General features: G+C 57.1%; 20 protein-coding genes. 19 read left to right on the plus strand and 1 reads right to left on the minus strand.

Annotation, left to right across the window (positions count from 1 at the left end; translation table 11 throughout):
- Window positions 1–4 precede the first annotated feature (4 nt).
- Window positions 5–973, plus strand: a complete 969-nt coding sequence (locus ABVT35_RS18820; protein ID WP_368468389.1) for a transglutaminase family protein — start codon at window positions 5–7, stop codon at window positions 971–973.
- A gap of 549 nt (window positions 974–1,522) precedes the next feature.
- Here the strand turns inward: ABVT35_RS18820 and ABVT35_RS18825 are convergent.
- The gene (locus ABVT35_RS18825; protein WP_368468391.1) at window positions 1,523–2,215 is read right to left on the minus strand and encodes a TetR/AcrR family transcriptional regulator; all 693 of its coding nucleotides are present in this window, start codon (window positions 2,213–2,215) and stop codon (window positions 1,523–1,525) included.
- Window positions 2,216–2,369: 154 nt separating this feature from the next.
- Between ABVT35_RS18825 and ABVT35_RS18830 the strand changes: the two genes are divergently transcribed.
- The 18 genes from ABVT35_RS18830 to ABVT35_RS18915 all read left to right on the plus strand — a co-directional run bounded on the left by ABVT35_RS18830 (window position 2,370) and on the right by ABVT35_RS18915 (window position 20,987).
- Window positions 2,370–3,239 carry a xanthine dehydrogenase family protein subunit M gene (locus ABVT35_RS18830; protein ID WP_368468393.1) on the plus strand — a complete coding sequence of 290 codons (870 nt, stop codon included), beginning with the start codon at window positions 2,370–2,372 and terminating at the stop codon, window positions 3,237–3,239.
- Window positions 3,236–3,715: a (2Fe-2S)-binding protein gene (locus ABVT35_RS18835; RefSeq protein ID WP_368468395.1), complete on the plus strand. Its 480-nt coding sequence runs from the start codon at window positions 3,236–3,238 to the stop codon at window positions 3,713–3,715. Before ABVT35_RS18830 ends, ABVT35_RS18835 begins: the two co-directional genes overlap by 4 nt.
- A complete protein-coding gene (locus tag ABVT35_RS18840) occupies window positions 3,715–6,096 on the plus strand; it encodes a xanthine dehydrogenase family protein molybdopterin-binding subunit (RefSeq protein ID WP_368468396.1) in 2,382 nt (793 codons plus the stop codon). Before ABVT35_RS18835 ends, ABVT35_RS18840 begins: the two co-directional genes overlap by 1 nt.
- A gap of 80 nt (window positions 6,097–6,176) precedes the next feature.
- Entirely contained in the window at window positions 6,177–7,439 is a 1,263-nt protein-coding gene (locus ABVT35_RS18845; protein ID WP_368468397.1) for an ABC transporter substrate-binding protein, read from the plus strand.
- Window positions 7,440–7,556: 117 nt separating this feature from the next.
- Window positions 7,557–8,441: a branched-chain amino acid ABC transporter permease gene (locus ABVT35_RS18850; RefSeq protein WP_368468399.1), complete on the plus strand. Its 885-nt coding sequence runs from the start codon at window positions 7,557–7,559 to the stop codon at window positions 8,439–8,441.
- Between the two features lie 8 nt (window positions 8,442–8,449).
- Window positions 8,450–9,436, plus strand: a complete 987-nt coding sequence (locus ABVT35_RS18855) for a branched-chain amino acid ABC transporter permease (RefSeq protein WP_368468400.1) — start codon at window positions 8,450–8,452, stop codon at window positions 9,434–9,436.
- A complete protein-coding gene (locus tag ABVT35_RS18860; protein ID WP_368468401.1) occupies window positions 9,433–10,200 on the plus strand; it encodes an ABC transporter ATP-binding protein in 768 nt (255 codons plus the stop codon). Before ABVT35_RS18855 ends, ABVT35_RS18860 begins: the two co-directional genes overlap by 4 nt.
- Window positions 10,200–10,907, plus strand: coding sequence for an ABC transporter ATP-binding protein (locus ABVT35_RS18865; protein WP_368468403.1), 708 nt, complete (start codon window positions 10,200–10,202; stop codon window positions 10,905–10,907). The genes ABVT35_RS18860 and ABVT35_RS18865 overlap by 1 nt, the downstream gene beginning before the upstream one ends.
- A 36-nt stretch (window positions 10,908–10,943) precedes the next feature.
- Entirely contained in the window at window positions 10,944–11,588 is a 645-nt protein-coding gene (locus ABVT35_RS18870) for a carbon monoxide dehydrogenase subunit G (protein WP_368468405.1), read from the plus strand.
- Window positions 11,589–12,552: 964 nt separating this feature from the next.
- Window positions 12,553–13,299 carry a cupin domain-containing protein gene (locus tag ABVT35_RS18875; protein ID WP_368468407.1) on the plus strand — a complete coding sequence of 249 codons (747 nt, stop codon included), beginning with the start codon at window positions 12,553–12,555 and terminating at the stop codon, window positions 13,297–13,299.
- Between the two features lie 108 nt (window positions 13,300–13,407).
- Entirely contained in the window at window positions 13,408–14,274 is an 867-nt protein-coding gene (locus ABVT35_RS18880) for an SDR family oxidoreductase (RefSeq protein ID WP_368468855.1), read from the plus strand.
- Window positions 14,275–15,053: 779 nt separating this feature from the next.
- On the plus strand, window positions 15,054–16,133 hold the full coding sequence (locus ABVT35_RS18885) for a hydrogenase small subunit (RefSeq protein ID WP_368468409.1): 1,080 nt from the start codon (window positions 15,054–15,056) through the stop codon (window positions 16,131–16,133).
- Window positions 16,133–17,932: a nickel-dependent hydrogenase large subunit gene (locus tag ABVT35_RS18890; RefSeq protein WP_368468411.1), complete on the plus strand. Its 1,800-nt coding sequence runs from the start codon at window positions 16,133–16,135 to the stop codon at window positions 17,930–17,932. Before ABVT35_RS18885 ends, ABVT35_RS18890 begins: the two co-directional genes overlap by 1 nt.
- A 12-nt stretch (window positions 17,933–17,944) precedes the next feature.
- Window positions 17,945–18,511 carry a HupE/UreJ family protein gene (locus ABVT35_RS18895; protein WP_368468413.1) on the plus strand — a complete coding sequence of 189 codons (567 nt, stop codon included), beginning with the start codon at window positions 17,945–17,947 and terminating at the stop codon, window positions 18,509–18,511.
- A 9-nt stretch (window positions 18,512–18,520) separates the two neighbouring features.
- Window positions 18,521–19,225: a Ni/Fe-hydrogenase, b-type cytochrome subunit gene (gene cybH, locus ABVT35_RS18900; protein WP_368468414.1), complete on the plus strand. Its 705-nt coding sequence runs from the start codon at window positions 18,521–18,523 to the stop codon at window positions 19,223–19,225.
- A 309-nt stretch (window positions 19,226–19,534) separates the two neighbouring features.
- Window positions 19,535–20,221 carry a HyaD/HybD family hydrogenase maturation endopeptidase gene (locus ABVT35_RS18905; protein ID WP_368468415.1) on the plus strand — a complete coding sequence of 229 codons (687 nt, stop codon included), beginning with the start codon at window positions 19,535–19,537 and terminating at the stop codon, window positions 20,219–20,221.
- Complete coding sequence (locus tag ABVT35_RS18910) at window positions 20,221–20,535, plus strand: HypC/HybG/HupF family hydrogenase formation chaperone (protein WP_368468417.1); 315 nt, start codon at window positions 20,221–20,223, stop codon at window positions 20,533–20,535. The genes ABVT35_RS18905 and ABVT35_RS18910 overlap by 1 nt, the downstream gene beginning before the upstream one ends.
- Window positions 20,532–20,987, plus strand: a complete 456-nt coding sequence (locus ABVT35_RS18915) for a hydrogenase-1 expression HyaE (protein ID WP_368468418.1) — start codon at window positions 20,532–20,534, stop codon at window positions 20,985–20,987. The genes ABVT35_RS18910 and ABVT35_RS18915 overlap by 4 nt, the downstream gene beginning before the upstream one ends.
- Window positions 20,988–21,005: the final 18 nt, after the last annotated feature.

Genomic DNA, 21,005 nt, shown 5'->3' on the forward strand with positions numbered 1-21,005 from the left:
ACAAGTGAACAATGAGCCGGTCCGATATTTAGCGCTCTTAGTGTTGCTGCTGTATCCCCTACAGGTTCACGCTGAGAACCCGCACCACAATTTGATTGCTGAAAACGTCAGAAATATAGTTTTTTCTTCCCCATACAAGATGAACTACACCTCTGCCAAGCTGCAAATTGATGCCCTGATCGATCCGTCCACCAATGTGGGGGCAACTGTAGATACCCTCGATGAGATGTCAGGCACTGTGCGGAAGATGTTGACCACAATCCCGATAGAGGAAGCTGATAAGAGCGTCGAGCGGCTGCGGGCGCTCAAGGCATTCCTGTATCAACCCGGTCACTGGAACAGCTTTGAGCCGTTTCAATACGACCTTAACGATCCTTTCGGCGAAAGGATCGAAAACAAGTTGTTGGCCACATATCTTGAAACCCGCCAGGGCAATTGTGTTTCCATGCCGATCTTACTTCTTGTTCTCGGCGAACGGCTGGATCTTGATCTCACCCTTTCAACAGCACCACTGCATGTTCTGGTGAAATACACGGATGATGGAACTGGCAAGACCTATAATCTTGAAGCCACCAGCGGCGCAGGATTTACCAGAGACACTTGGTATCAGAAAAAATCACCAATGAGCGAGGTGGCTATAAAGAACGGCGTTTACCTGAAAAAGCTCTCTCGGCGCGAGACATTGGCGGTGATGGCAACTACCGTTTTGGAGTTTCTGCTTGAACAAGACCAGCGTGAGGAGGCCATTGCGGTTGCTGACGTGCTTCTAGAGGCATTCCCCACACACGCCTATGCCATGGTGAAAAAGGGCACGGCATATTATCATCTGCTGAATGAAAATATCCTGGAGCCGTTCCCCGATCCGAAATCCATTCCTAAAGAACTGCGCCCTTTAGCTGACTTTTGTTACAACCAAAACCAGATGGCTTTTCAAAAGGCCGAGGCTTTGGGATGGCAGATGCCGCCTGATTGAGTGAATATGAGGGGTGTTTCCTGTTTGCACATCACAATACGCGCCACTAAGTATCGTTATAGAGCATAGCCGCGTGCGTCGAGGTTTTGCATCATGCTGAGCAGCAATACCGTGCGTGCTCCAAGCCCCTTCCGCCCTCAATGTCTAAGCCGGGTATTGCGCCTAATCGGCCAACAAATGTCCGGATTGAGGTTACCTCCGGACCTTCGCCGCACTTGGCGCGTTGGGCCGGATACCTCTATCAGATCGGTATGGCGAGTGAGTGTCGGTCTCGGTGGTTGCGGGCCCGCGATTTGAACCTGCCTGGCAAGGCGGGCGGGTTTTTGTGTGATTTTTTAGACGTAATTGTGAAAAAATATTAGATGAAAGCAAGTTAGAGCGCCGGCCCCTCAAACACAAAAACAGCAATGTTTTCAGTCTGGGGTTTCAGGTGGTAGCAGTCTCCCGCTACCAATTTTCTTCAAATATATAATACACTTAGTTGAAGCATGGCATCGGATTGCACATCAGTGGATACCACGTTGTTGACATTGCCAGTGAAATGCCTGGTCACCTGTCAGCGCGCTCCAGCATGGAGCCATGGACGGCACGGGCGCCGGTTACGAAAACCCTGACGTCGTTTTCGATGACACGATCGATGTCCTTTGCGATTGGCAGCCCGTAGGCAAAATGGCGAACAGCGCGGTAGAAGAACATGCCGTGCAGCCCCCAGGCAAGCTCCAGCTCCTCGTTGTTGAACGGCACGTCCTCCATTGGCGGCAATCCATTGTCGTGACGCAGTTCCCGGCAAACCGGAACCAGTATCTTGTCCTTGATGATTGCCAGATAGCGATCGTTGATATCAACGCCCTTCAGGCCCGAATAGAGAAAGATTCGCACCCAGACAAAATCGTACACCGCCCGCGCATACTCCTTGTAAAATCTTGTCAGGCGATCCACCAACGGACGGTCGCGATCGGGAATGAGGCTCTCCCATTCGGGGTTCCAGCGCTGCAGATAAATTTCCTGATAGACCCTTTCAATGAGGCTCTCCTTGCTGGGGAAATATCTGTAGAGGAGCGGTTGGGTGATACCGAGGCGTTTGGCGAGATCGCGCGTCTTGCCTTCAAATCCGTGTTCGGCAAAAAAACCGATCGCCCCTTCGACGATCTGAGCCTCGCGCTCCGAGGGATTCATCCGCCGGCGCTTGTCCGCCAATGGCTTCGTTTTGCTCTGTCCTGCCCGCGATAAGGGGTCGTCCATCGTTTCCACCATCCGTGCCTGTCGGTTGTCTGTGTTGTCGTCACGCCGGAGCCTTGCCGATTCGTCACATCATAATTGAGTGTTGACTCATTATTTATCAAGCGATATATAATTAATTATCAAATGATAAATAACGAAAGCGGGAGGATCCGGCGTGAAGCCGACGCCATTCGAATATGTCCGGGCCGGATCACTGGGTGAAGTTCTCTCAGTGCTTGAAGAGCGGGGCGACGAGGCGAAGGTTCTGGCCGGCGGGCAAAGCCTCATTCCCACCATGAACATGCGATTTGCCGCCCCCGAGGTTCTTATCGACATTTCCAACGTGGCTGAGTTCCGCGGGATCGAGGTGCGGGACGACGTGCTCCGCATTGGAGCCATGTGCCGTCATGTCGAGGTTCTCAACGCGCCGGAGGTGGCAAAACACGCTCCGCTGATCGCAATGGCCATGCCGAGTATCGCGCACGCAACGATCCGAAATCGGGGCACTTTCGGGGGGTCGTTGTGCCACGCAGACCCGGCGGCGGAACTGCCCGCATGCGTGCTTGCCCTTGATGCCCGTTTCAATATTCATGGAAAAACCGGCCCGCGCTCGGTATGCGCACAGGATTTTTTTCTAGGAACCTACATGACCTGTCTCGCCGATGATGAGGTTCTCATTTCGGTCGATGTGCCCACGGCGAACCCTGAAAATGTGTTTTTCTTTGACGAGGTTGCGCGACGCAAGGGCGACTATGCCATCGCCGGGCTTGCTTCGCAGGCAACCGTGCGCGACGGGATAATTGCCGACGCGCGACTGGTGTTTTTTGCTGTAAGCGAAGTGGCCATACGAGCGGACCGCGCCGAGCTCGCCCTGCAGGGAGTGCCGCTTGAGAATATCGATGCCGAGGCCATTTGCGGCGCCATCGCGGACACGATCACACCGTTTGACGATCTCACCACATCGAGTGCCGCCAAGCTGACCATGATGCAGGTGCTGACGCGGCGGGCGCTGGAAACCTTTGCAAGTCAGGGAGTTGCAGTATGACATCGCCCATTGCAATCACCATCAGGGTCAATGGCGAGCCGGCGAGCCGTGCCGTCGAACCCCGGCTCAGCCTTGCCGACTTTCTTCGAGCGGAAGGATATACCGGCACGCATCTGGGGTGTGAGCACGGCGTATGCGGTGCTTGCACGGTTCGGGTCGAAGGCAGGACGGCGAGAGGCTGTCTGACGCTGGCAATCCAATGCGACGGCCTGGAGGTTGAGACGATAGAGGGTGCGACGGGCAATGGCCGTGTGGCGGACCTTCAGGAGGCTTTCATTGAAAACAATGCACTGCAGTGCGGCTTCTGCACACCCGGAATGCTGCTGACGGCGGATGAACTTCTGCAAGATACCCTTTCGCCGTCACGCACAGAAATCCGGGAACACCTGTCGGGCAACTATTGCCGGTGCACCGGTTACCAGTCGATCGTCGACGCTGTCGAACAGGTCGCCAGGAAAAGGGCGGAGCGGAGCTGATGAACGAGCACCTGAAACCTTCCGTGCTGGACCAACCGAATTCCTATGTCGGCAAGACCGTGCGAAGGCCCAATGCAAAGCGGCTGGTGCAGGGTCAAGGCACATTTGTCGATGACATAGAACTGCCGCGCATGGTGCATCTGGCGTTTCATCGAAGCTCATTCGCCCACGCAAAAATCGTTTCTATCGATACACAAGGCGCGCTGGCAATGCCGGGTGTGGTCGGTGTCTTCACCATGGACGATATCCGCGAGGTGATAACGCCCTGGGTCGGCGTCCTTGATCATCTGAAAGGGATCAAATCCGCCGAGCAATGGCCTTTGGCCAACGGCAAGGTATTCTGGCAGGGCGAGCCGGTGGTGGCCGTGGCAGCGGTTTCACGGGCTTTGGCAGAGGACGCCGCCGAGCAGATCTTTGTAGAATATGAGGAACTGACGCCAGTCACCGACATGTCTACGGCCCTGGCGCCCGATACCCCGGTGATCCATCCGGAACTGGGAGACAATCTGTGCTTCCACCGTGTTGTCGATTCGGGAGATGTCGATGCTGCCTTTGCCGACGCTGCAGCTGTGGTTGAAGATACATTGCATTTTAACCGGCATACCGGCGTGGCAATGGAACCGCGCTCGATCATATGCGATTACCGGACCGCAGAAGGCGAGCTGACGCTCTACATGTCGGTGCAGTGCCCGCACATGTCGAAGAACATCTTTGCCAAGCACCTCGGCATCGATGAGAACAAGGTCCGTGTCATCTGCAAGGATGTCGGCGGCTCCTTCGGTCTCAAGATCCACACCTATTCGGACGAAATGGCGGCCGGTGCGATCGCTGTTGTCCTTGGCCGTCCGGTCAAGTTCATTGCCGACAGGCTTGAAAGCTTCGTCACCGACATCCATGCCCGCGATCATTTGGTCAAGGCGCGTGCCGCGTTCAACAGCCGGGGCGAGCTACTGGCTATCGATATGGATGACCTCACCGGGGTCGGTCCGTATTCGGTCTACCCGCGCACCAGCGGCATTGAACTGAACCAGGTCGTGAACCTGACCGGTGGACCTTATAAACACACAAGCTACCGGGCCGACGGCAAAGTCGTTTTTCAGAACAAGAACGTCATGTGCCAATATCGTGGCGTCGGTCACCCGATCGCGGTCGCGGTCGGAGAGCACCTGATGGATCTCGGCGCGCGGAAACTGGCGATGGATCCGGTGGCGGTGCGGCGTAACAGTTTTATCCCGGACGACGCGTACCCCTATACTTCGCCCTCCGGCTCCATCTATGAGCGGCAGTCTCATCACCAGTGCATGGACAAGCTGATTGAGATCATGGATTACGCCGGATTGCGCAGCGAACAGGCAAGGATGCGTGACCGGAAAACCTATCGCGGCATAGGATTTGCCAGCCTCATAGAAGTAACAAATCCCAGTCCGGCCTTTTATGGCGTTGGTGGTGCACGCATCGCTTCGCAGGATGGCTGCACGATCCGGCTTGACCCGACGGGCGGCATTACCGCAACGACCGGCGTTACCGAACAGGGGCAGGGCACTGAAACCATCATTGCGCAGGTCGCGGCAACCGCCGTCGGTGTGCCCATCGAACAGGTGCGCGTATTAACGGGCGACACGGAAATTGTCCCCTATGGCGGCGGCACCTGGGCGTCACGCGGTGCGGGGATCGGCGGCGAGGCGGCACTGCAGGCCGGCAAGGCGCTCAAGGCGAACATACTCGATCTTGCAGCCGCAATCCTGCAGGCCAAGCCTGACCAGCTTGACGTGCGCGGGGGGGCGGTCGTCGACCTTGCCACGGGAAACGAGCGTATGCCGCTTTCCGAACTCGGCAGAATTGCCTATTTTCGCGGCGATACTTTGCCAGAGGGCGTGCAGCCCGAGCTGGTCGCCACCCGGCACTATACGCAGCGGCAGTTTCCGTTCGTTTTCACCAATGCGGCCCATGCCTGCCACCTGGAAGTCGATGTGGAAACGGGTCTCGTCAATCTGCTTAACTACTGGGTGGTCGAAGATTGCGGTCGTGTCATCAATCCCAAGCTGGTGGCCGAACAGACCCGCGGCGGTGTCGTCCAGGGGCTGGGCCCGGCGCTCTACGAGGAATGCCTTTACAGCCAGGAAGGGCAGCTCTTGAACGGTTCGCTCGCCGATTACCTTGTACCGATGGCCGCCGAGATGCCGGATATCGTGGTCGACCATATCGAAACACCGACCGGCACCTCTGAGCTCGGCGCCAAGGGGGTTGGCGAAGCCGGAACCGCAGGCGCTCCGGCCGCGGTGATGAATGCAATCAATGACGCACTTGGTCCGTTTGGCGTGACTCTGACCCACATGCCATTCACACCGGACAAAATTCTGAAGGGTCTTGGGAAGGCGTAACGCTGGATATTGGAGCAGGAGGAAAGCCTGAATTCCGGCATTGCAAACAACCCATGAAGTTGAGATCAGGGAGGATCACAATGAGCAACGAGAAAAGCAAAGCGGGACGGACCGCGGTAAGCAGACGCGAAATCATCAAATCGGCCGCCGCCGGTGCAGCGGTGCTGGGCACGAGCCCGTTTCTGTTCAATATCGCCCGGGCCGCCGGCGATCCCATCAAGATCGGCTTCCCGGTACCGCTAACCGGGCCTTATGGCTCGGAAGCAAAGGAACAGGCACGCTGCGCGCAGATGGCGGTGGACGAGTTCAACGCGGCTGGCGGGATGAACGGCCGTATGGCTGAGCTGCTGGTGCGCGACGACAAGCTCAAATCCGGCGAGGCGGCGAAGCGCGCCCAGGAACTGATCGAGAATGACGGCGTGCATTTCGTCTCGGGATCGCTCTCGGCATCGGTGCAACTGGCCGTCAACACCATCTGCAAGGATCGGGGCATTCCTTACGTCTCAATCTCGCAGTCCGATGCGATCAATGAGGACAAGCATTTCTCAAAATATACGTTCCATGAGGCAATGAACCCGCATATGACCGCCGGCTCAGTCGGCCGTTATGTGTTCCCCCGCGAAGGCAAACGTGTCGCCTTTCTCATTGCCGATTACGCCTACGGCCATGAAATGGCGCGCGGCTTCAAGCGTGCGGGCGAGGAGTTCGGTATCGAAGTCGTTGCCGAGGTCAATCACCCGTTGGCAACCAAGGACTATTCCACTTTCTTGCCGCGCATCCAGGCTGCCAAGCCGGATGTCCTTTGCCTCTGCAATTTCGGCTATGACCAGATGAACTCGCTGAAACAGGCAACGAATTTCGGCATGAAGGAGCGCATGCGCATGGTCGCCCCGGCTCTTTTGTACAATCAGCGCCGCGCCGGCGGCGCCGATGCCTATTCCGGTGTTGTTGGCGGCACGAATTTTTATTGGGGAATTGAGGACAAGGTGCCAACGGCAAAGGCGTTCAACGATGCCTACCGGAAACTGAATGACGGTTCGCCGCCCTCCGACTACGGCGCTTACGGCTATGCCGGTGTCGGTGGATTGCTGCAGGCCGTTTCCGCGGCAGGCACGACCGATGCCGACGCGGTTGTGGCCGCCTTGGAAAATCTCGAATACGATCTTTACAAGGGTCGGCAATATTACAGGCAGTGCGATCACCAGTCGGTGCAGCCGGTCTACATCATCGAAAGTAAAAACGCCGATGATCAAGCCGATGAATACGATGTCTTCAAAGTCGTTCACCAGGAAACAGCGGACGAAAGCATGCTGCGGACCTGCTCGGAACTGGGGCACGGTTAAGCCTGCAGTTCCAATGCGAGCCGCTCCCTCTTTTTGGGGCGGCCCGCTTCTTCTTTCAATGGTCGGAATCCCCGGGTCGTTCGGCGTCGAACGTGGCCGGTTGATGGATGTTAACTCATGAGTGGAATCACATTGGACCTCCTGGCTTTACAGCTGTTCACGGGGCTCGCGCTCGGGTCTGTATTCGTGCTGTTAGCAGTCGGATTGTCGCTGATATTCGGTCTGCTGACCGTGGTGAATTTCGCGCATGGCGCGTTTTACATGGTTGGCGCCTATGTCGGCGTTTTTCTGCTGGGGTTGACCGGAAATTTCTGGATATCGCTGGTGTTTGCGCCGATCCTGGTTGGCACATTAGGGTTGGCGGTGGAACGGTTTCTTGTGCGGCCGTTATATGGCCGTGGTATCGACTATCCGCTGCTTTTGACCTTTGGTCTCGGCCTTGTGCTCGTTGAACTGGTTCGTATTCTCTACGGGCTGGAGGGCGTGCCGTTCGATACACCGCCGTTGCTTCGCGGCGCAGTTGATATCGGTATCGGCTATTTTCCGTTGTACCGCCTGTTCCTGATTGCGGTGACGGCGCTGCTTGTTCTTGCCCTCTGGCTGTTTATTGAAAAAACATCCTACGGGCTGATCATCCGCGCCGGCGCGCGGGATCCGGAAATCGTGCGCGTACTTGGCGTCGACATATCGAAAGTCTGGCTGATCGTCTTTGCCATCGGAACCGGTGTTGCGGGCCTTGCCGGCATCTTGTCGGCACCGATGCGCAGTGTGATCCCGGACATGGGCTCGACGGTGCTGGTGGAAGCGTTTGTGGTCACCGTCGTCGGTGGAATGGGATCGCTGATCGGCGCCGTCGTCGCCGGTTTGCTGGTTGGCGTCGTCGTCGCTTTCACGTCGCTGTTCTGGCCCGATTTTTCCGACCTTTCCATGTTTGTGCTGATGGCGGCTGTTCTGCTGGTCCGCCCACATGGCCTGTTCGGACAAAAGGGGCTGATGGGATGAATAAGCCAATGGAAAATGTCGCTGAAGTTCAGATTTCCGGCCGCCGTCTTGCCTCACTGGTGCGTGTTGTCGCTGAGCACCGGGTCGCTGCGGTCATTGTTTTTTTGATGGTGTTTCCGTTTCTCGCACCGTACAAGGCGCTGGCCATCGACGTGCTGATATACGGATTGTTCGCCCTGGGCTTCAACATGGTTTTCGGCTATCTGGGCGTGCTTTCATTCGGCCATGCCGCTTTTTTTGGCGTTGGCGCCTATGGAACCGGTATAGCCATGGTCCATTTTGGCGTCCCGTGGCTGCCGGCAATATTCCTGGGCGTGCTGGCGTCCGGTTTTACCGCCATGGTCATGGGCGCCATGGCGATCCGCACCAGGGGCATCTACTTTGCCATGGTGACGCTCGCATTGGCACAGTGCGTTTATTACATCATCTATCACATGGAGGAGTACTCGGGCGGCGAGGACGGATTGACCGGCGTGTCGGTCAGGACAGTCGACTTGGGCATTGCCACAGTGAACATGATGCAAGACCCGATGGGCAAATATTACATCATGCTCACGTTCGCTGCTGTTGCGATCTTCCTGTTCTCACGCATCCTCAACTCTCCATTCGGCGCCGTCCTGGAGGCGATCCGCGAAAATGAGAACAGGGCAAGAGCCTGTGGTTACAACGTGCTTTTGACCAAATGGGTCACGTTTGTCCTGTCCGGCCTGTTTTGCGGCCTCGCCGGTGCCTTGAGCGCCATTCACCTTTCCGTCGTGCCGATCGAATATCTGCACTATCACCAGTCCGGACTGGCCGTGATGATGGCCCTTCTGGGTGGCATGGGAACGTTCTTCGGCCCGTTTATCGGGGCGATGGCGTTTTTGATGCTGGAGGACGTGATTACCCTGATGACCACCCATTGGCAGCTGTTCCTCGGCGCCATATTCATGATCTTCGTGCTGTTCTTTCCGCGCGGCATCTGGGGATCCATTTTGCACTGGATTTCACGATGACGCCTGAATTAGTCACAGATACCAACATCATCCGCGCCGAAGGCATTACCAAGCGGTTTGGAAAATTCACGGCGTTGAATGATGTGTCCGTGTCGTTCCCACGCGGTCAGCTGACAGCCGTCATAGGCCCGAACGGAGCAGGCAAGAGTACGTTTTTCAATGTCATCTCCGGAGCATTCCCACCCACCGAGGGTCGGGTAATATTTGAAGGGTGCGACATTACCGGAACGCCGCAGCACGCGTTCGCCCGCCTCGGCATAGCCAAGTCGTTCCAGATCACCAACGTGTTCCCGGAACTTACGGCGCTGGAAAATGTGCGCATCGCCATTCAGGCCATGCATAGCCGTTTCGATATCTGGACACCGCGCGGCCGGCTCACTGAAATGCAGGAGCAGGCCGGCGACCTGCTCGACCTGGTCGGCCTCAGGGAGCACCGGACGCGTCATGCGGAAAATCTTGCCCATGGCGAACAGCGGGCGCTGGAGATAGCCATGGCGCTGGCGTGCGACCCGCGGCTGTTGCTGCTCGATGAACCCACCGCCGGTATGAGCCCGGAGGAAACGCTGGTCATGATGGAGCTGATCACCAGGCTCGCCGATGAGCGCACCGTGATACTGGTCGAGCACAAGATGAAACTGGTTATGGGCATTTCCAACCACCTGATCGTATTGCATCACGGTGAATTGCTCGCGGAAGGAACGCCCGACGACATTCGCGAAAACGACGAAGTCCGGCGTGTCTATCTCGGTCAGGGGAGCCACTGATGTTGACGGTTGAAAATCTCCACGCATGGTACGACCACAGTCATGTCATTCAGGGTATTTCGCTCTCAGTGAATGCGGGTGAGATTGTGTCCATCATCGGCCGCAATGGGGCCGGCAAGACCACCACGCTGCGTACGGTCATGGGACTGGTCGCCAAACGCAGGGGCCAGGTCGTATTCGATAACGCGGGCGATATATTGATGGAATCGACCCACATACGGTTTCACAACGGGTTGGGCTATGTGCCGGAAGACCGACGTATCGTGCCGGCACTGACGGTGCGCGAGAATCTGCGCCTCGGACTGGTCGCATCAGTGCTGAAAGCGCAGGAGGATGCGGTCATCGACAGGATCGCCGAAACGTTCCCGCGACTGAAGGAGCGTTTGAACCAGATCGCCGAGACCATGTCCGGCGGCGAGCAGCAGATGCTGGCGATCGCACGGGCGACGGCGTCGGAACCGAAGATGATCATGCTGGATGAACCGTCCGAAGGCATCATGCCTGTCCTGGTCGACGAGATGTTCGAGCTCTTCGTCCGGCTGAAAGAACAGGGCACGACGATCCTTCTCGTCGAGCAGAACGTGGAGCGCGCGCTGGGCATATCGGACCGCGCCTACATCATGGATCAGGGTGTCATCGTTCATGAAGCGCCTGCCGCCGATCTGTTGGCGAACAAGGACATCCAGGATCGCTACTGCTCGGTCTGACAACGCTTTTCGGCCCAGAAAGGGAGCACTTACACCATGAACCTGACCGGACAATACACCATCGCCGCCCCGCGCCAGGACGTCTGGATGGCACTGAACGACCCGGATGTTCTTAAACGCTGCATTCCCGGATGCGAGTCGCTGGAAAAGATTTCCGATACCGATTTCATAGGCCGGGTCACCATGAAGGTTGGCGCTGTGAAAGCACGGCTGAAGGGAAATGTGATCCTGGCCGATGTCGAGCCACCGAACGGATATACGATTGTCGGCCAGGGACAGGGAGGTGTCGCCGGCTTCGCAAAGGGCCGTGCACAGGTCACCCTTACGGAAACGGATGATGGCGGTACCGTGCTGCAATACGAGGCAGCCGCGGAACTGGGCGGCAAGCTGGCGGCAGTGGGCAGCCGGGTGTTGCAGGGCATTGCCAAGAAAATGGCCGATGACTTTTTCGGCAAGTTTGCTGCTCATTTTTGCAATGAGGGCAAGGTGAGTGCGCCGGTTTTACAAGTTGCTCCCGCCGGGACGGCTTCCGTGGCTGAAACAGACTCCGTTCGGGCAACGCCAGCTGAGACAACGCGCTTGCCAAGCACTCGTAATCTTGCCGGCACTGCGCGCGATCTGATTTGGTTTGTCATAGGTGTTGCCGTCGGCGCGGGCTTGATTTTGGGTTTTGCCGTCTGAACAAACGCTGTCCGTACAGCCCGATTGGCGGGCGATACAGCAAGCAGGGCAAGGCCGAGGCTCATTCCAACGGGTCGGCACCCTTGGGGTGAACTACAGTGATGCCACACCAGCCAGGTGATCCGCGGCCAGTCGGACGCGATGCAAAACGAGCAGGTGCCGAACTCTCAGCAAGGATCGACGCGGTGAGAAAAATCTCTTGTTGTGGTGCAATTGGACCATCATGCCGCGGTCCGGAAAGGCCCCTGCTGACAGCGTTGGTTGCGGGCCCACACAACCAAATAAGTCCAAGACAATCCAGATGAATCGAACACCAACCAAAACGGGTTGGTGGCCCGCCCTTTGTTGCTCGACCAATCATCCGAGATTTGGACCGCAGGTTCAAATTACCTTGCAACCAACAATTCGCGAAATCAGTGGATCTGAATCGATTTGGTATGGCAGCGCTTTCAACGCGGTCGGTGTACAAATCCAAGATTGCAGCCAGGGTTTTTCCACTAAAGCCTTGGGGTCATTTGTGTCGAAAAACGAATGTTGCGTCGCACGTTATGGGCAATTCGGGGGAGGCGGGCATTCGTCGCAATGCAATTGAACGGCGGTCTCGCGGACTTTTCTGCCGTCGATCAAAGCTAATCGAAGGTCTGCCCATGATACCATAGCAGCCATTGATACGCGTTGCGTGATGGATGCTGTAGCGGCGCAAGCAAAGTCAGGTGTGGGCTGCTTGACTGCAACCAACAGAAGTCATACTTAAAACGTGGCCTTCACGCAGGCCGGTGTGCCCGCCAAGCAAGCGATCTTCGTGTACATCGAACTGTTCTACAACAGACAATGGCGGTATTCGTCCATCAGAAACCAGGCGCCCCAATAGAAATTCACTTTAAGCTCCTGGGAAATCGCTGCATAATCTTCACACTAAATCTGTCCGGAAATTGGAACGCCCCCCTTGCCAGGAGACACTAAAATGGCTGGCGTCATCAGGTTGGATCCCCATAACCCCACAGGCGAAGGTCTGAAGATCTGGGAGGTTATCCCGCCCGACTGGCTGATCGGGCCGGTGCCGGACCAGCGTGGGGTGAAGGCATTTGAGTACAACGGTCTGTGCACCGGCACTTGGGAAAACCATGGCGGCAGCGCAACGGGCAGCCATCCATACCCGCTGTTTGAGTTGATGCAACTCATCGACGGAGAAGTCACCATCATCGATGAAGCGGGTAAAAAAGATGTCATTTCAGCCGGGCAGGCCTTCTTCCTGCCTCAGGGTTTTAATTGCGCATGGGATATGACGAAGTACTATCGGAAATATTTCATGACCTTCCATAAGGAAGACTATCCGGCAGAGACTGACCAAGCCAAACTGAAATGCATCCGCCTCATTTCAAACCCGACAGACGCTGAGCTGGACGATGTGAGCAAGCTGACCGATGGGCTTGATACGTTGGAACCGCACCAACGACAAAACCTCGCCTATGAATCGAGCGACGGGCGGATCCAGGTAGGAACACTGGTGTCCGGACCGTGCGAGATCCCCATCAAGTCATTCAACCGCAACGAATTTTTTTGTGTGCAGAACGGAACTGTCATTGTGACAAGTCCGGACCGCGAGGAAACCTTCACTGCTGGCGAGAGTTTTTTCGTGCCACTGCATGCGTCGGTCGGTTGGCGTTTGGAAGGCGAGTTCCGCGCATATTTTTTCGCGGTGTGGCCGTAGGCAAGAAAGGCGTCCGTCGAGCAATGATCAGAGTGTCCCAAAACATTTGAAGACGAGCAGATATATTCCTACAATTTCCTGCACACAACCCAAAGCAACGGTACTTTGATGACAGTTCTTGTATTTGGTGGCTCCGGGACAATCGGCCGATCGCTTGTGCCGATCCTGGATGAAAGCGGCATGCAAATCCGGGTTGCAACACGGTCGAAGGAGTTTGCTGCAACTCTGCCCGTCGGTGTGGAGGCGGTTATTGCCGACATGGATGATCCGGCCAGTCTGCGGCGCGCTTTCGAAGGCGTTGAGACTGTGTTTCTGCTGGTTGCCAATGATCCCCTGGAAACCCAGCGCGGGCTGGTAACCCTCGCAATCGCAGACGAGGCTTCCTGCAAGTATATTGTCTATTTGTCGAACTATATGTCGACGCTCTCACCGCTCGTCCCGCACTCAGGTCCAAAAATAGCGATCGAAGCGGCTATACGGCACACTGGGATTGCGCACACGATCCTGCGACCTACGAACTTTGCTCAAAACGATCTGTGGCTGAAAGATGCTATTATTGCAGGCGCTTACCCTTGGCCGATAGGCAATTTTCCTATGTCCCGCGTCGACGCTCGAGACGTTGCGCTTGCAGCAGCGAACGCGCTCCTGAACCCACGTGCGAACAATGAAGCTTTCACCTTGGCGAGCTTGGAGGCGCCCAACGGCGAAGAAACCGCTGCGCTGTGGTCCAAGGCACTAGGCCGCACTGTCGTATACCCCGACTATACGCCGGAAGAATTCGAAGCAAGTATGGAAACGATGATACCATCATGGTTCAACTTCGATTTTCTGATCATGAACCGCTACTTTAAACGATATGGCTGTCCTGTAGATGCGCAAGACTTTGAAGCGCAAGCTGCCCTTCTGCCGGATGGTCCCCGCAGTTACACATCCTTTGTTGAGGAGACGGCGGCGGTGTGGAGAAGCCTGCTGTAGTGCGGCTGACAACAAGCGCTGTATTCCCGTCTAGATGTGAGCTTTCTGCAGGTTGTCCATTCGGACCGAACCAAGGAGACTGGAGTTACCACATTTCAGATTTGCTTGGAGGGTCCGAATGAACATCCACAAGAATGCCCGTCTGACGCCTCGCCGTCGAGAGGAAATGGCACTGAGTATCATCGAAGGCGGCTTCGTTTGCGGCTCTGTGCGTCACTAGCAATTTCACCACGTCTGCATATCCATTCATCGTAGCCCCGTGGAAGGGCGAAGCTGAACTAACAGCCTCCGTCAGATCGGTATGGCGAGCGAGTGTCGGTCTCGGTGGTTGCGGGCCCGCGATTTGAACCTGCCTGGCAAGGCGGGCGGGTTTTTTGTGTGATTTTTTAGACGTAATTGTGAAAATATTGGATGAAAGCAAGTTAGACCGGCGGCACCTCAAACACGAAAATCGCAGTGTTTTCAGTCGGGGGTTTTAGGCAGCCGGGGCTGGGTGCATGCGGACTGTGCTTAATAAGACAAAACTACCTCCGTGGCGGTGTATTTTAGATCTCGTCGTCGGCAGGCCGCGAGTTCGCTGAACTGATGGAAACTGCCTTTCCATTTCGATCATTATCTTTTCAGAACAACTGCGGGTCCACTCTCCCCCGAATCCGGCAATTCCGGATAACCGGCTGAATTGGTTGAACCAACCGAGATTGGCACGGCGATTGCTTATTCCATTGCTGACGGGCGGATTGATTTGGTCCGCAATTGGCAAATTGGAGGAGACGCCAGGCATGATCGAAACCTTCTACGAGGTTATGCGCCGGCAGGGAATAACCCGGCGCAGTTTCCTGAAATTCTGCAGTTTGACGGCGGCTTCGCTTGGTCTCGGACCCAGTTTCGCGCCGCAGATTGCCCATGCGATGGAAAACAAACCGCGCCTGCCGGTGCTGTGGCTGCATGGCCTCGAATGCACCTGCTGTTCGGAGAGTTTCATCCGCTCGGCGCATCCTTTGGCCAAAGACGTCATATTATCGATGATCTCGCTCGACTATGACGACACGATCATGGCCGCCGCCGGTCACCAGGCCGAGGCAATCATCGACGAGACCATCGAAAAATATGACGGCCAGTACATACTGGCATGCGAAGGCAACCCGCCGCTGAACCAGGAGGGCATGTCCTGCATTATTGCCGGCCGGCCTTACCTTGAACAACTCACCCACGCGGCCAAGCACGCCAAGGCGATCATCTCGTGGGGGTCGTGCGCATCCTGGGGCTGCGTGCAGGCGGCGCGGCCGAACCCGACCAGGGCCGTCCCCATTCACAAGGCGCCCGGCATTCCGAACGACACACCGATTATCAAGGTGCCCGGATGTCCGCCCATCGCGGAGGTGATGACGGCTGTGATCTCCTATATCGTCACGTTCGACCGCTTCCCCGAACTGGACCGTCAGGGGCGGCCGAAAATGTTCTACTCGCAACGCATTCACGACAAGTGCTACCGCCGGCCCCATTTCGACGCCGGTCAGTTTGTTGAATCCTTCGACGACGAGGGCGCGCGCAAGGGCTATTGCCTCTACAAGGTCGGTTGCAAGGGCCCGACCACATACAATGCCTGTTCCACCGTTCGCTGGAACGGCGGCCTGTCTTTCCCCATCCAGGCGGGTCATCCGTGCATCGGCTGTTCCGAGGACGGTTTCTGGGACAAGGGCAGCTTCTACGACCGGCTGACGAACATCCAGGGATTTGGCGTGGAGTCTGACGCGGACAAGATCGGTGTGACGGCGGCTGCGGTGGTTGGTGCCGCTGCGGTCACCCATGCAGCGGTCAGTGCCGTCAAACGCGCACGTCACAAGGGAGATGAAAGCTGATGACGACACTTCGTACACCAAACGGTTTTGATCTCGACACGTCCGGCCAGCGCGTGGTCGTCGATCCGGTCACCCGGATCGAGGGACACATGCGCTGCGAAGTGAATATCGATGACAACAACATCATTCGCAATGCGGTCTCCACCGGCACCATGTGGCGCGGGCTCGAGGTAATTCTGAAGGGGCGCGATCCGCGCGATGCCTGGGCCTTTACGCAGCGCATCTGCGGCGTATGCACCGGCACCCACGCGTTGACCTCTGTACGGGCGGTCGAAGATGCGCTCGGCATTGACATTCCGGAAAACGCCAACTCGATCCGCAACATCATGCAGCTGTCGCTGCAGGTCCATGATCACCTGGTGCATTTTTATCATCTGCACGCGCTCGACTGGGTCAATCCCGTCAACGCACTGAAGGCGGATCCCAGGGCAACCTCGGAACTTCAGCAGAAGGTATCGCCGAAACACCCGAACTCATCGCCCGGATATTTCCGCGACATTCAGAACCGGCTGAAGAAGTTCATTGAATCCGGGCAGCTCGGCCCGTTCAAGAACGGTTACTGGACCAATCCGGCCTATATCCTGCCGCCCGAAGCCGATCTCATGGCGGTAACGCACTATCTCGAGGCGCTGGATTTTCAAACGGAGATCATGACGGTACGCACGATCTTCGGCGGCAAGGACACCCATCCCAACTGGCTGGTCGGCGGGGTTCCGTGCGCCATCAACATGGATGGCGACCTGTCCGCCGGTGCACCGGTGAACATGGAGCGCCTGAACTATGTCAAACAGATTACCAACCGGTCGATCGAGTTTGTCGAAAATGTCCTGATCCCGGATATCCTGGCCGTGGGCAGCTTTTACAAGGGCTGGCTCTATGGCGGCGGGATTTCGAACCAGAGCGTGCTGGCCTATGGCGACATTCCGGACAGGGCGAATGATTATTCGCCGGAAAATCTGATGATGCCTTCAGGCGCCATTATCAACGGCAAGCTGGAGGAAGTGCATCCGGTGGATCTGCGCGATCCGGAGCAGATCCAGGAATTCGTGCCGCACTCCTGGTACAAATATCCCGACGAGGCGAAGGGCCTGCATCCCTGGGACGGTATCACCGAACCGAACTATGCGCTGGGTCCCGACGCCAAGGGCAGTTCCACCAATATTGTCGAGATCGACGAAAAGGCGAAATACTCCTGGATCAAGGCGCCGCGCTGGCGCGGACATGCCATGGAGGTCGGGCCTCTGGCCCGATATGTAATCGGCTATGTGCAAGGCCATGAGGAGATCCGCGAGCAGGTCGATTTCACGCTCAAGACACTCGATGTGCCGCTGCCCGCCCTGTTCTCGACGCTCGGACGCACCGCTGCGCGGGCACTCGAATGTCAGTGGGCGGCGCGCAAGCAGGCCTATTTCGTCGACAAGCTGATCGCCAATATCAAGGCCGGCGACACATCAACGGCCAATGTCACAAGGTTCGATCCGAAAACCTGGCCAAGCGAGGTCAAGGGTGTCGGCTTCACCGAGGCACCGCGCGGTGCGCTGGCCCACTGGGTGCGCATCAAGGACACCAAGATCGACAACTACCAGTGCGTCGTTCCGACGACCTGGAACGGCAGCCCGCGCGACAGTCAAGGCAATATCGGCGCGTTTGAAGCCTCGCTCATGAACACGAAGGTGGAACGCCCGGAGGAGCCCGTTGAAATCCTGCGCACGCTGCACAGCTTCGATCCCTGCCTTGCCTGTTCGACCCATGTGATGGGGCCGGACGGCGAGGAAATGGCCGATGTCAAAGTTCGCTGAGGAGGATTTTCTATGACTGGTTTCTGTAAAACTGCCCTGGTCGCAGTCGCATTGGTCTTCGCAACCGTGGCGCAGGCGCATGACGGTCACGGGCTGAACGCTTTCCACGGCGGCTTCGTGCATCCCTTTATCGGCCTTGACCATCTGCTTGCCATGCTGGCTGTTGGCCTTTGGGCTTCCACACGGCCATCCAGCGCAGCCTGGCAAGCGCCGCTCGTATTCGTTGTTATGCTCGCGGCAGGCAGTATTCTGACAGCGGGTGGACTGACCTTGCCGCTCGTTGAGCCCGTCATCTTGTTGTCCCTGATGACGCTCGGCCTGATGATGGCCGCTGCCCGCCGCATCCCGGCACGGCTCGGAAACCCAATCATCGGTGCTTTCGCGTTGTTTCACGGCGCTGCCCATGGTTCCGAAGCAGCGGGTGCCGTGCCGCAGGCCCTGGCCGGTCTGCTGGCAGCGAGTGCCGTGCTTCACCTTGCCGGCGGCTGTGGCGGCCGGTTCCTGTCAAAAACCGCATACGGATATGCCGGATCGGGTCTTGCCATTGCCGCTGCCGGGCTCGCCCTGGCGGTAGGTTAGGAGGCAATCATGAGTACGACAGCCAATCACAAGGAAGAGGCGGTTTATGTCTATGAGGCGCCGTTGCGCCTGTGGCACTGGGTCAATGCAATCTCGATCCTGGTTCTGTGCGTCACCGGCTATCTGATCGGCTCTCCTCCCAAGTCCATTGGCGGCGAAGCCTATTTCAGTTTCCAGTTCGGCTGGATACGCTATCTGCACTTTGCAGCGGGATACGTGTTTGCCATCGGTTTCGTCTTTCGCGTTTACTGGGCGTTCGTCGGCAACAAGCACGCACGACAGATTTTCCTGCCGCCCCTGTGGCAGGCCAGCTTCTGGAGGGAATTGGCCCATGAGATCAAATGGTATGCCATGATCGCCAACCAGCCGATGAAGTATTCGGGCCACAATCCGCTTGCCAACCTGGTCATGCATTTCGTGTTTGTGTGGGGCGCGGTCTTCATGACCGTCACCGGGTTTGCACTTTACGGCGAGGGGACCGGCATGGGTTCCTGGCAATACGCCTGGTTCTCGAGCTGGGTCATTCCCCTCTTCGGGCAAAGCCAGGACGTGCACACATGGCATCATCTCGGGCTGTGGGTGATGGTCTGCTTCGTCATCATCCATGTCTATGCCGCCATTCGCGAGGACATCATGTCCCGCCAGTCCATCATGTCGTCGATGTTTTCGGGTTGGCGGACATTTCGCGACGATGGCAAGCTTGCCGACGAGTAACACGGCACACTCCGTCGCATATCGCGCCTCTGAAACGGGACCGTTCGGTCCCGTTTCTTTTTGGAAGTCTGCATTCCATGCGGTGCGATGCCGCTAAAAGGCTGGAGTGACGAAGAATATTTAACTGGAAAGAATTCTTCCAAAACAAAACAATTTTGGTAAGTTACCATCCGAAACGTGACAATGCTGATCGCAAAAATGCAATAAAATCAAAAGTTTGCCTGTCATCGAAAACTGGCACGACGCTTGCAGAATTGGTGATACCCGGTCGCATTCAGGATCGGGTGGGTGTGACGGGAGGAGAACGCCATGGCCGATGGGCCGCTTTCTGTGCTTGTGCTCGGTATCGGCAACCTGTTGTGGGCCGACGAGGGTTTTGGCGTGCGTGCCGTGGAGGCGTTTCATCGCCTTTACGAGTTTCCGCCAAATGTGCGGGTCATGGACGGCGGCACGCAAGGCATCTACCTCGTGCAGCACATCCGCAAAGCCGATATTCTCATTGTATTCGACGCCGTCGATTACGGCCTGCCGCCCGGAACCATCAAAATCGTCGAGGGTGATGAAGTTCCGCAATTCCTTGGCATTAAGAAGATCTCCCTGCACCAGACCGGATTCCAGGAGGTGCTCGCCATGGCGCAAATGCTGGGCGACTACCCGAGCCACCTGCTGCTGATCGGCGTCCAGCCGGAAGAGTTGGAAGATTACGGTGGCAGCCTGCGGCCGGTCGTCAGGAAGAAGATCCTGCCGGCCACCGAAACGGTGATCGCCTATCTCGAAAAGCACGGAGTTCCGGTTCACCGCCGCTGCGATGCGCTGTCGGAAACCGATACGATCGCGTCCGGAGAAATAACCCTGTCGAACTATGAAAACGGCCGGCCCGGTGCCCACTCCGCCTTTCGCCATGGCGATGACCGGGTGGTTTCCAGCGACAGGTGGCAGGGGCCGAAAGACTTTGAATTGGAAGTAGAGCGCCTTGTCTACGGAGAGCGCAAGTAATGTGCATAGGCGTTCCGATGCAGATTATCGAGATACTCCCCAGTTGTGCCCGCGCCAGGTCCCGCAGCGGCGAACACATCGTCGACACGGCACTTGTCGCCGGTATCGAACCGGGCTCGTGGGTCATGGTGTTTCTGGATGCCGCCCGCGAGATCATATCCGAGGAGGCGGCGGAACAGTCGGCCAATGCCCTGGAAGCGCTGGAAATGGCGATGCAGGGTAAGAGCGGGTTTGATCACCTGTTCGCGGACCTTGTCGGCCGCGAGCCGCAACTGCCCGATCATCTCAAACCAGCGCCGGAAGAAAACACATGAACCCGAAGGAGACGCCCATGTTCTCGGCTTTGCTGCAATCAACTATCGAGCGCCACGGATTTGATACCGTCGATGCGGCTGGTCTGGATGTTTATGCGCAAGCGCGCGAGCATGTGGTGCTGTTCTTTCCCGGCGATGCCGTCCGGTTGGCGGAAAGCGATGATGTGGCGGTTGTCCTGCCCGAGTTGATCAAGGTCTTCGGCGATCGTATCACGCCGGCCGTGGTGCCGCGCGACAGCGAGCGCGAGCTTCAGAGACGCTACCGTTTCAACGCATTTCCGGCACTGGTGTTCCTTCGAAACGGACAATATCTCGGTGTGCTTCAGCGCATTCTTGACTGGGGCGATTATCTGGAGCAGATCCCGGAAATCCTTTCACGCGAGGTGAGCGATCCGCCGCCCTTCGCCTTCCCCGAACATTGCGTCGCGTCGGCGCCCGGGCTCCAGCAGTAAGCGGCCCGACCGGAGGAG

This window comes from Hoeflea sp. TYP-13 (assembly GCF_040932035.1).
Taxonomy (GTDB): Bacteria; Pseudomonadota; Alphaproteobacteria; order Rhizobiales; family Rhizobiaceae; genus Hoeflea_A.

What these genes read in the sequence shown, in the direction of transcription:
- ABVT35_RS18825 (WP_368468391.1), bottom strand. Translation starts at nt 2,215, where the DNA reads ATGGACGACCCCTTATCGCGGGCAGGACAGAGCAAAACGAAGCCATTG.
- ABVT35_RS18835 (WP_368468395.1), top strand. Translation starts at nt 3,236, where the DNA reads ATGACATCGCCCATTGCAATCACCATCAGGGTCAATGGCGAGCCGGCG.
- ABVT35_RS18840 (WP_368468396.1), top strand. Translation starts at nt 3,715, where the DNA reads ATGAACGAGCACCTGAAACCTTCCGTGCTGGACCAACCGAATTCCTAT.
- ABVT35_RS18845 (WP_368468397.1), top strand. Translation starts at nt 6,177, where the DNA reads ATGAGCAACGAGAAAAGCAAAGCGGGACGGACCGCGGTAAGCAGACGC.
- ABVT35_RS18850 (WP_368468399.1), top strand. Translation starts at nt 7,557, where the DNA reads ATGAGTGGAATCACATTGGACCTCCTGGCTTTACAGCTGTTCACGGGG.
- ABVT35_RS18855 (WP_368468400.1), top strand. Translation starts at nt 8,450, where the DNA reads ATGGAAAATGTCGCTGAAGTTCAGATTTCCGGCCGCCGTCTTGCCTCA.
- ABVT35_RS18860 (WP_368468401.1), top strand. Translation starts at nt 9,433, where the DNA reads ATGACGCCTGAATTAGTCACAGATACCAACATCATCCGCGCCGAAGGC.
- ABVT35_RS18865 (WP_368468403.1), top strand. Translation starts at nt 10,200, where the DNA reads ATGTTGACGGTTGAAAATCTCCACGCATGGTACGACCACAGTCATGTC.
- ABVT35_RS18870 (WP_368468405.1), top strand. Translation starts at nt 10,944, where the DNA reads ATGAACCTGACCGGACAATACACCATCGCCGCCCCGCGCCAGGACGTC.
- ABVT35_RS18875 (WP_368468407.1), top strand. Translation starts at nt 12,553, where the DNA reads ATGGCTGGCGTCATCAGGTTGGATCCCCATAACCCCACAGGCGAAGGT.
- ABVT35_RS18880 (WP_368468855.1), top strand. Translation starts at nt 13,408, where the DNA reads ATGACAGTTCTTGTATTTGGTGGCTCCGGGACAATCGGCCGATCGCTT.
- ABVT35_RS18885 (WP_368468409.1), top strand. Translation starts at nt 15,054, where the DNA reads ATGATCGAAACCTTCTACGAGGTTATGCGCCGGCAGGGAATAACCCGG.
- ABVT35_RS18890 (WP_368468411.1), top strand. Translation starts at nt 16,133, where the DNA reads ATGACGACACTTCGTACACCAAACGGTTTTGATCTCGACACGTCCGGC.
- ABVT35_RS18895 (WP_368468413.1), top strand. Translation starts at nt 17,945, where the DNA reads ATGACTGGTTTCTGTAAAACTGCCCTGGTCGCAGTCGCATTGGTCTTC.
- cybH (WP_368468414.1), top strand. Translation starts at nt 18,521, where the DNA reads ATGAGTACGACAGCCAATCACAAGGAAGAGGCGGTTTATGTCTATGAG.
- ABVT35_RS18905 (WP_368468415.1), top strand. Translation starts at nt 19,535, where the DNA reads ATGGCCGATGGGCCGCTTTCTGTGCTTGTGCTCGGTATCGGCAACCTG.
- ABVT35_RS18910 (WP_368468417.1), top strand. Translation starts at nt 20,221, where the DNA reads ATGTGCATAGGCGTTCCGATGCAGATTATCGAGATACTCCCCAGTTGT.
- ABVT35_RS18915 (WP_368468418.1), top strand. Translation starts at nt 20,532, where the DNA reads ATGAACCCGAAGGAGACGCCCATGTTCTCGGCTTTGCTGCAATCAACT.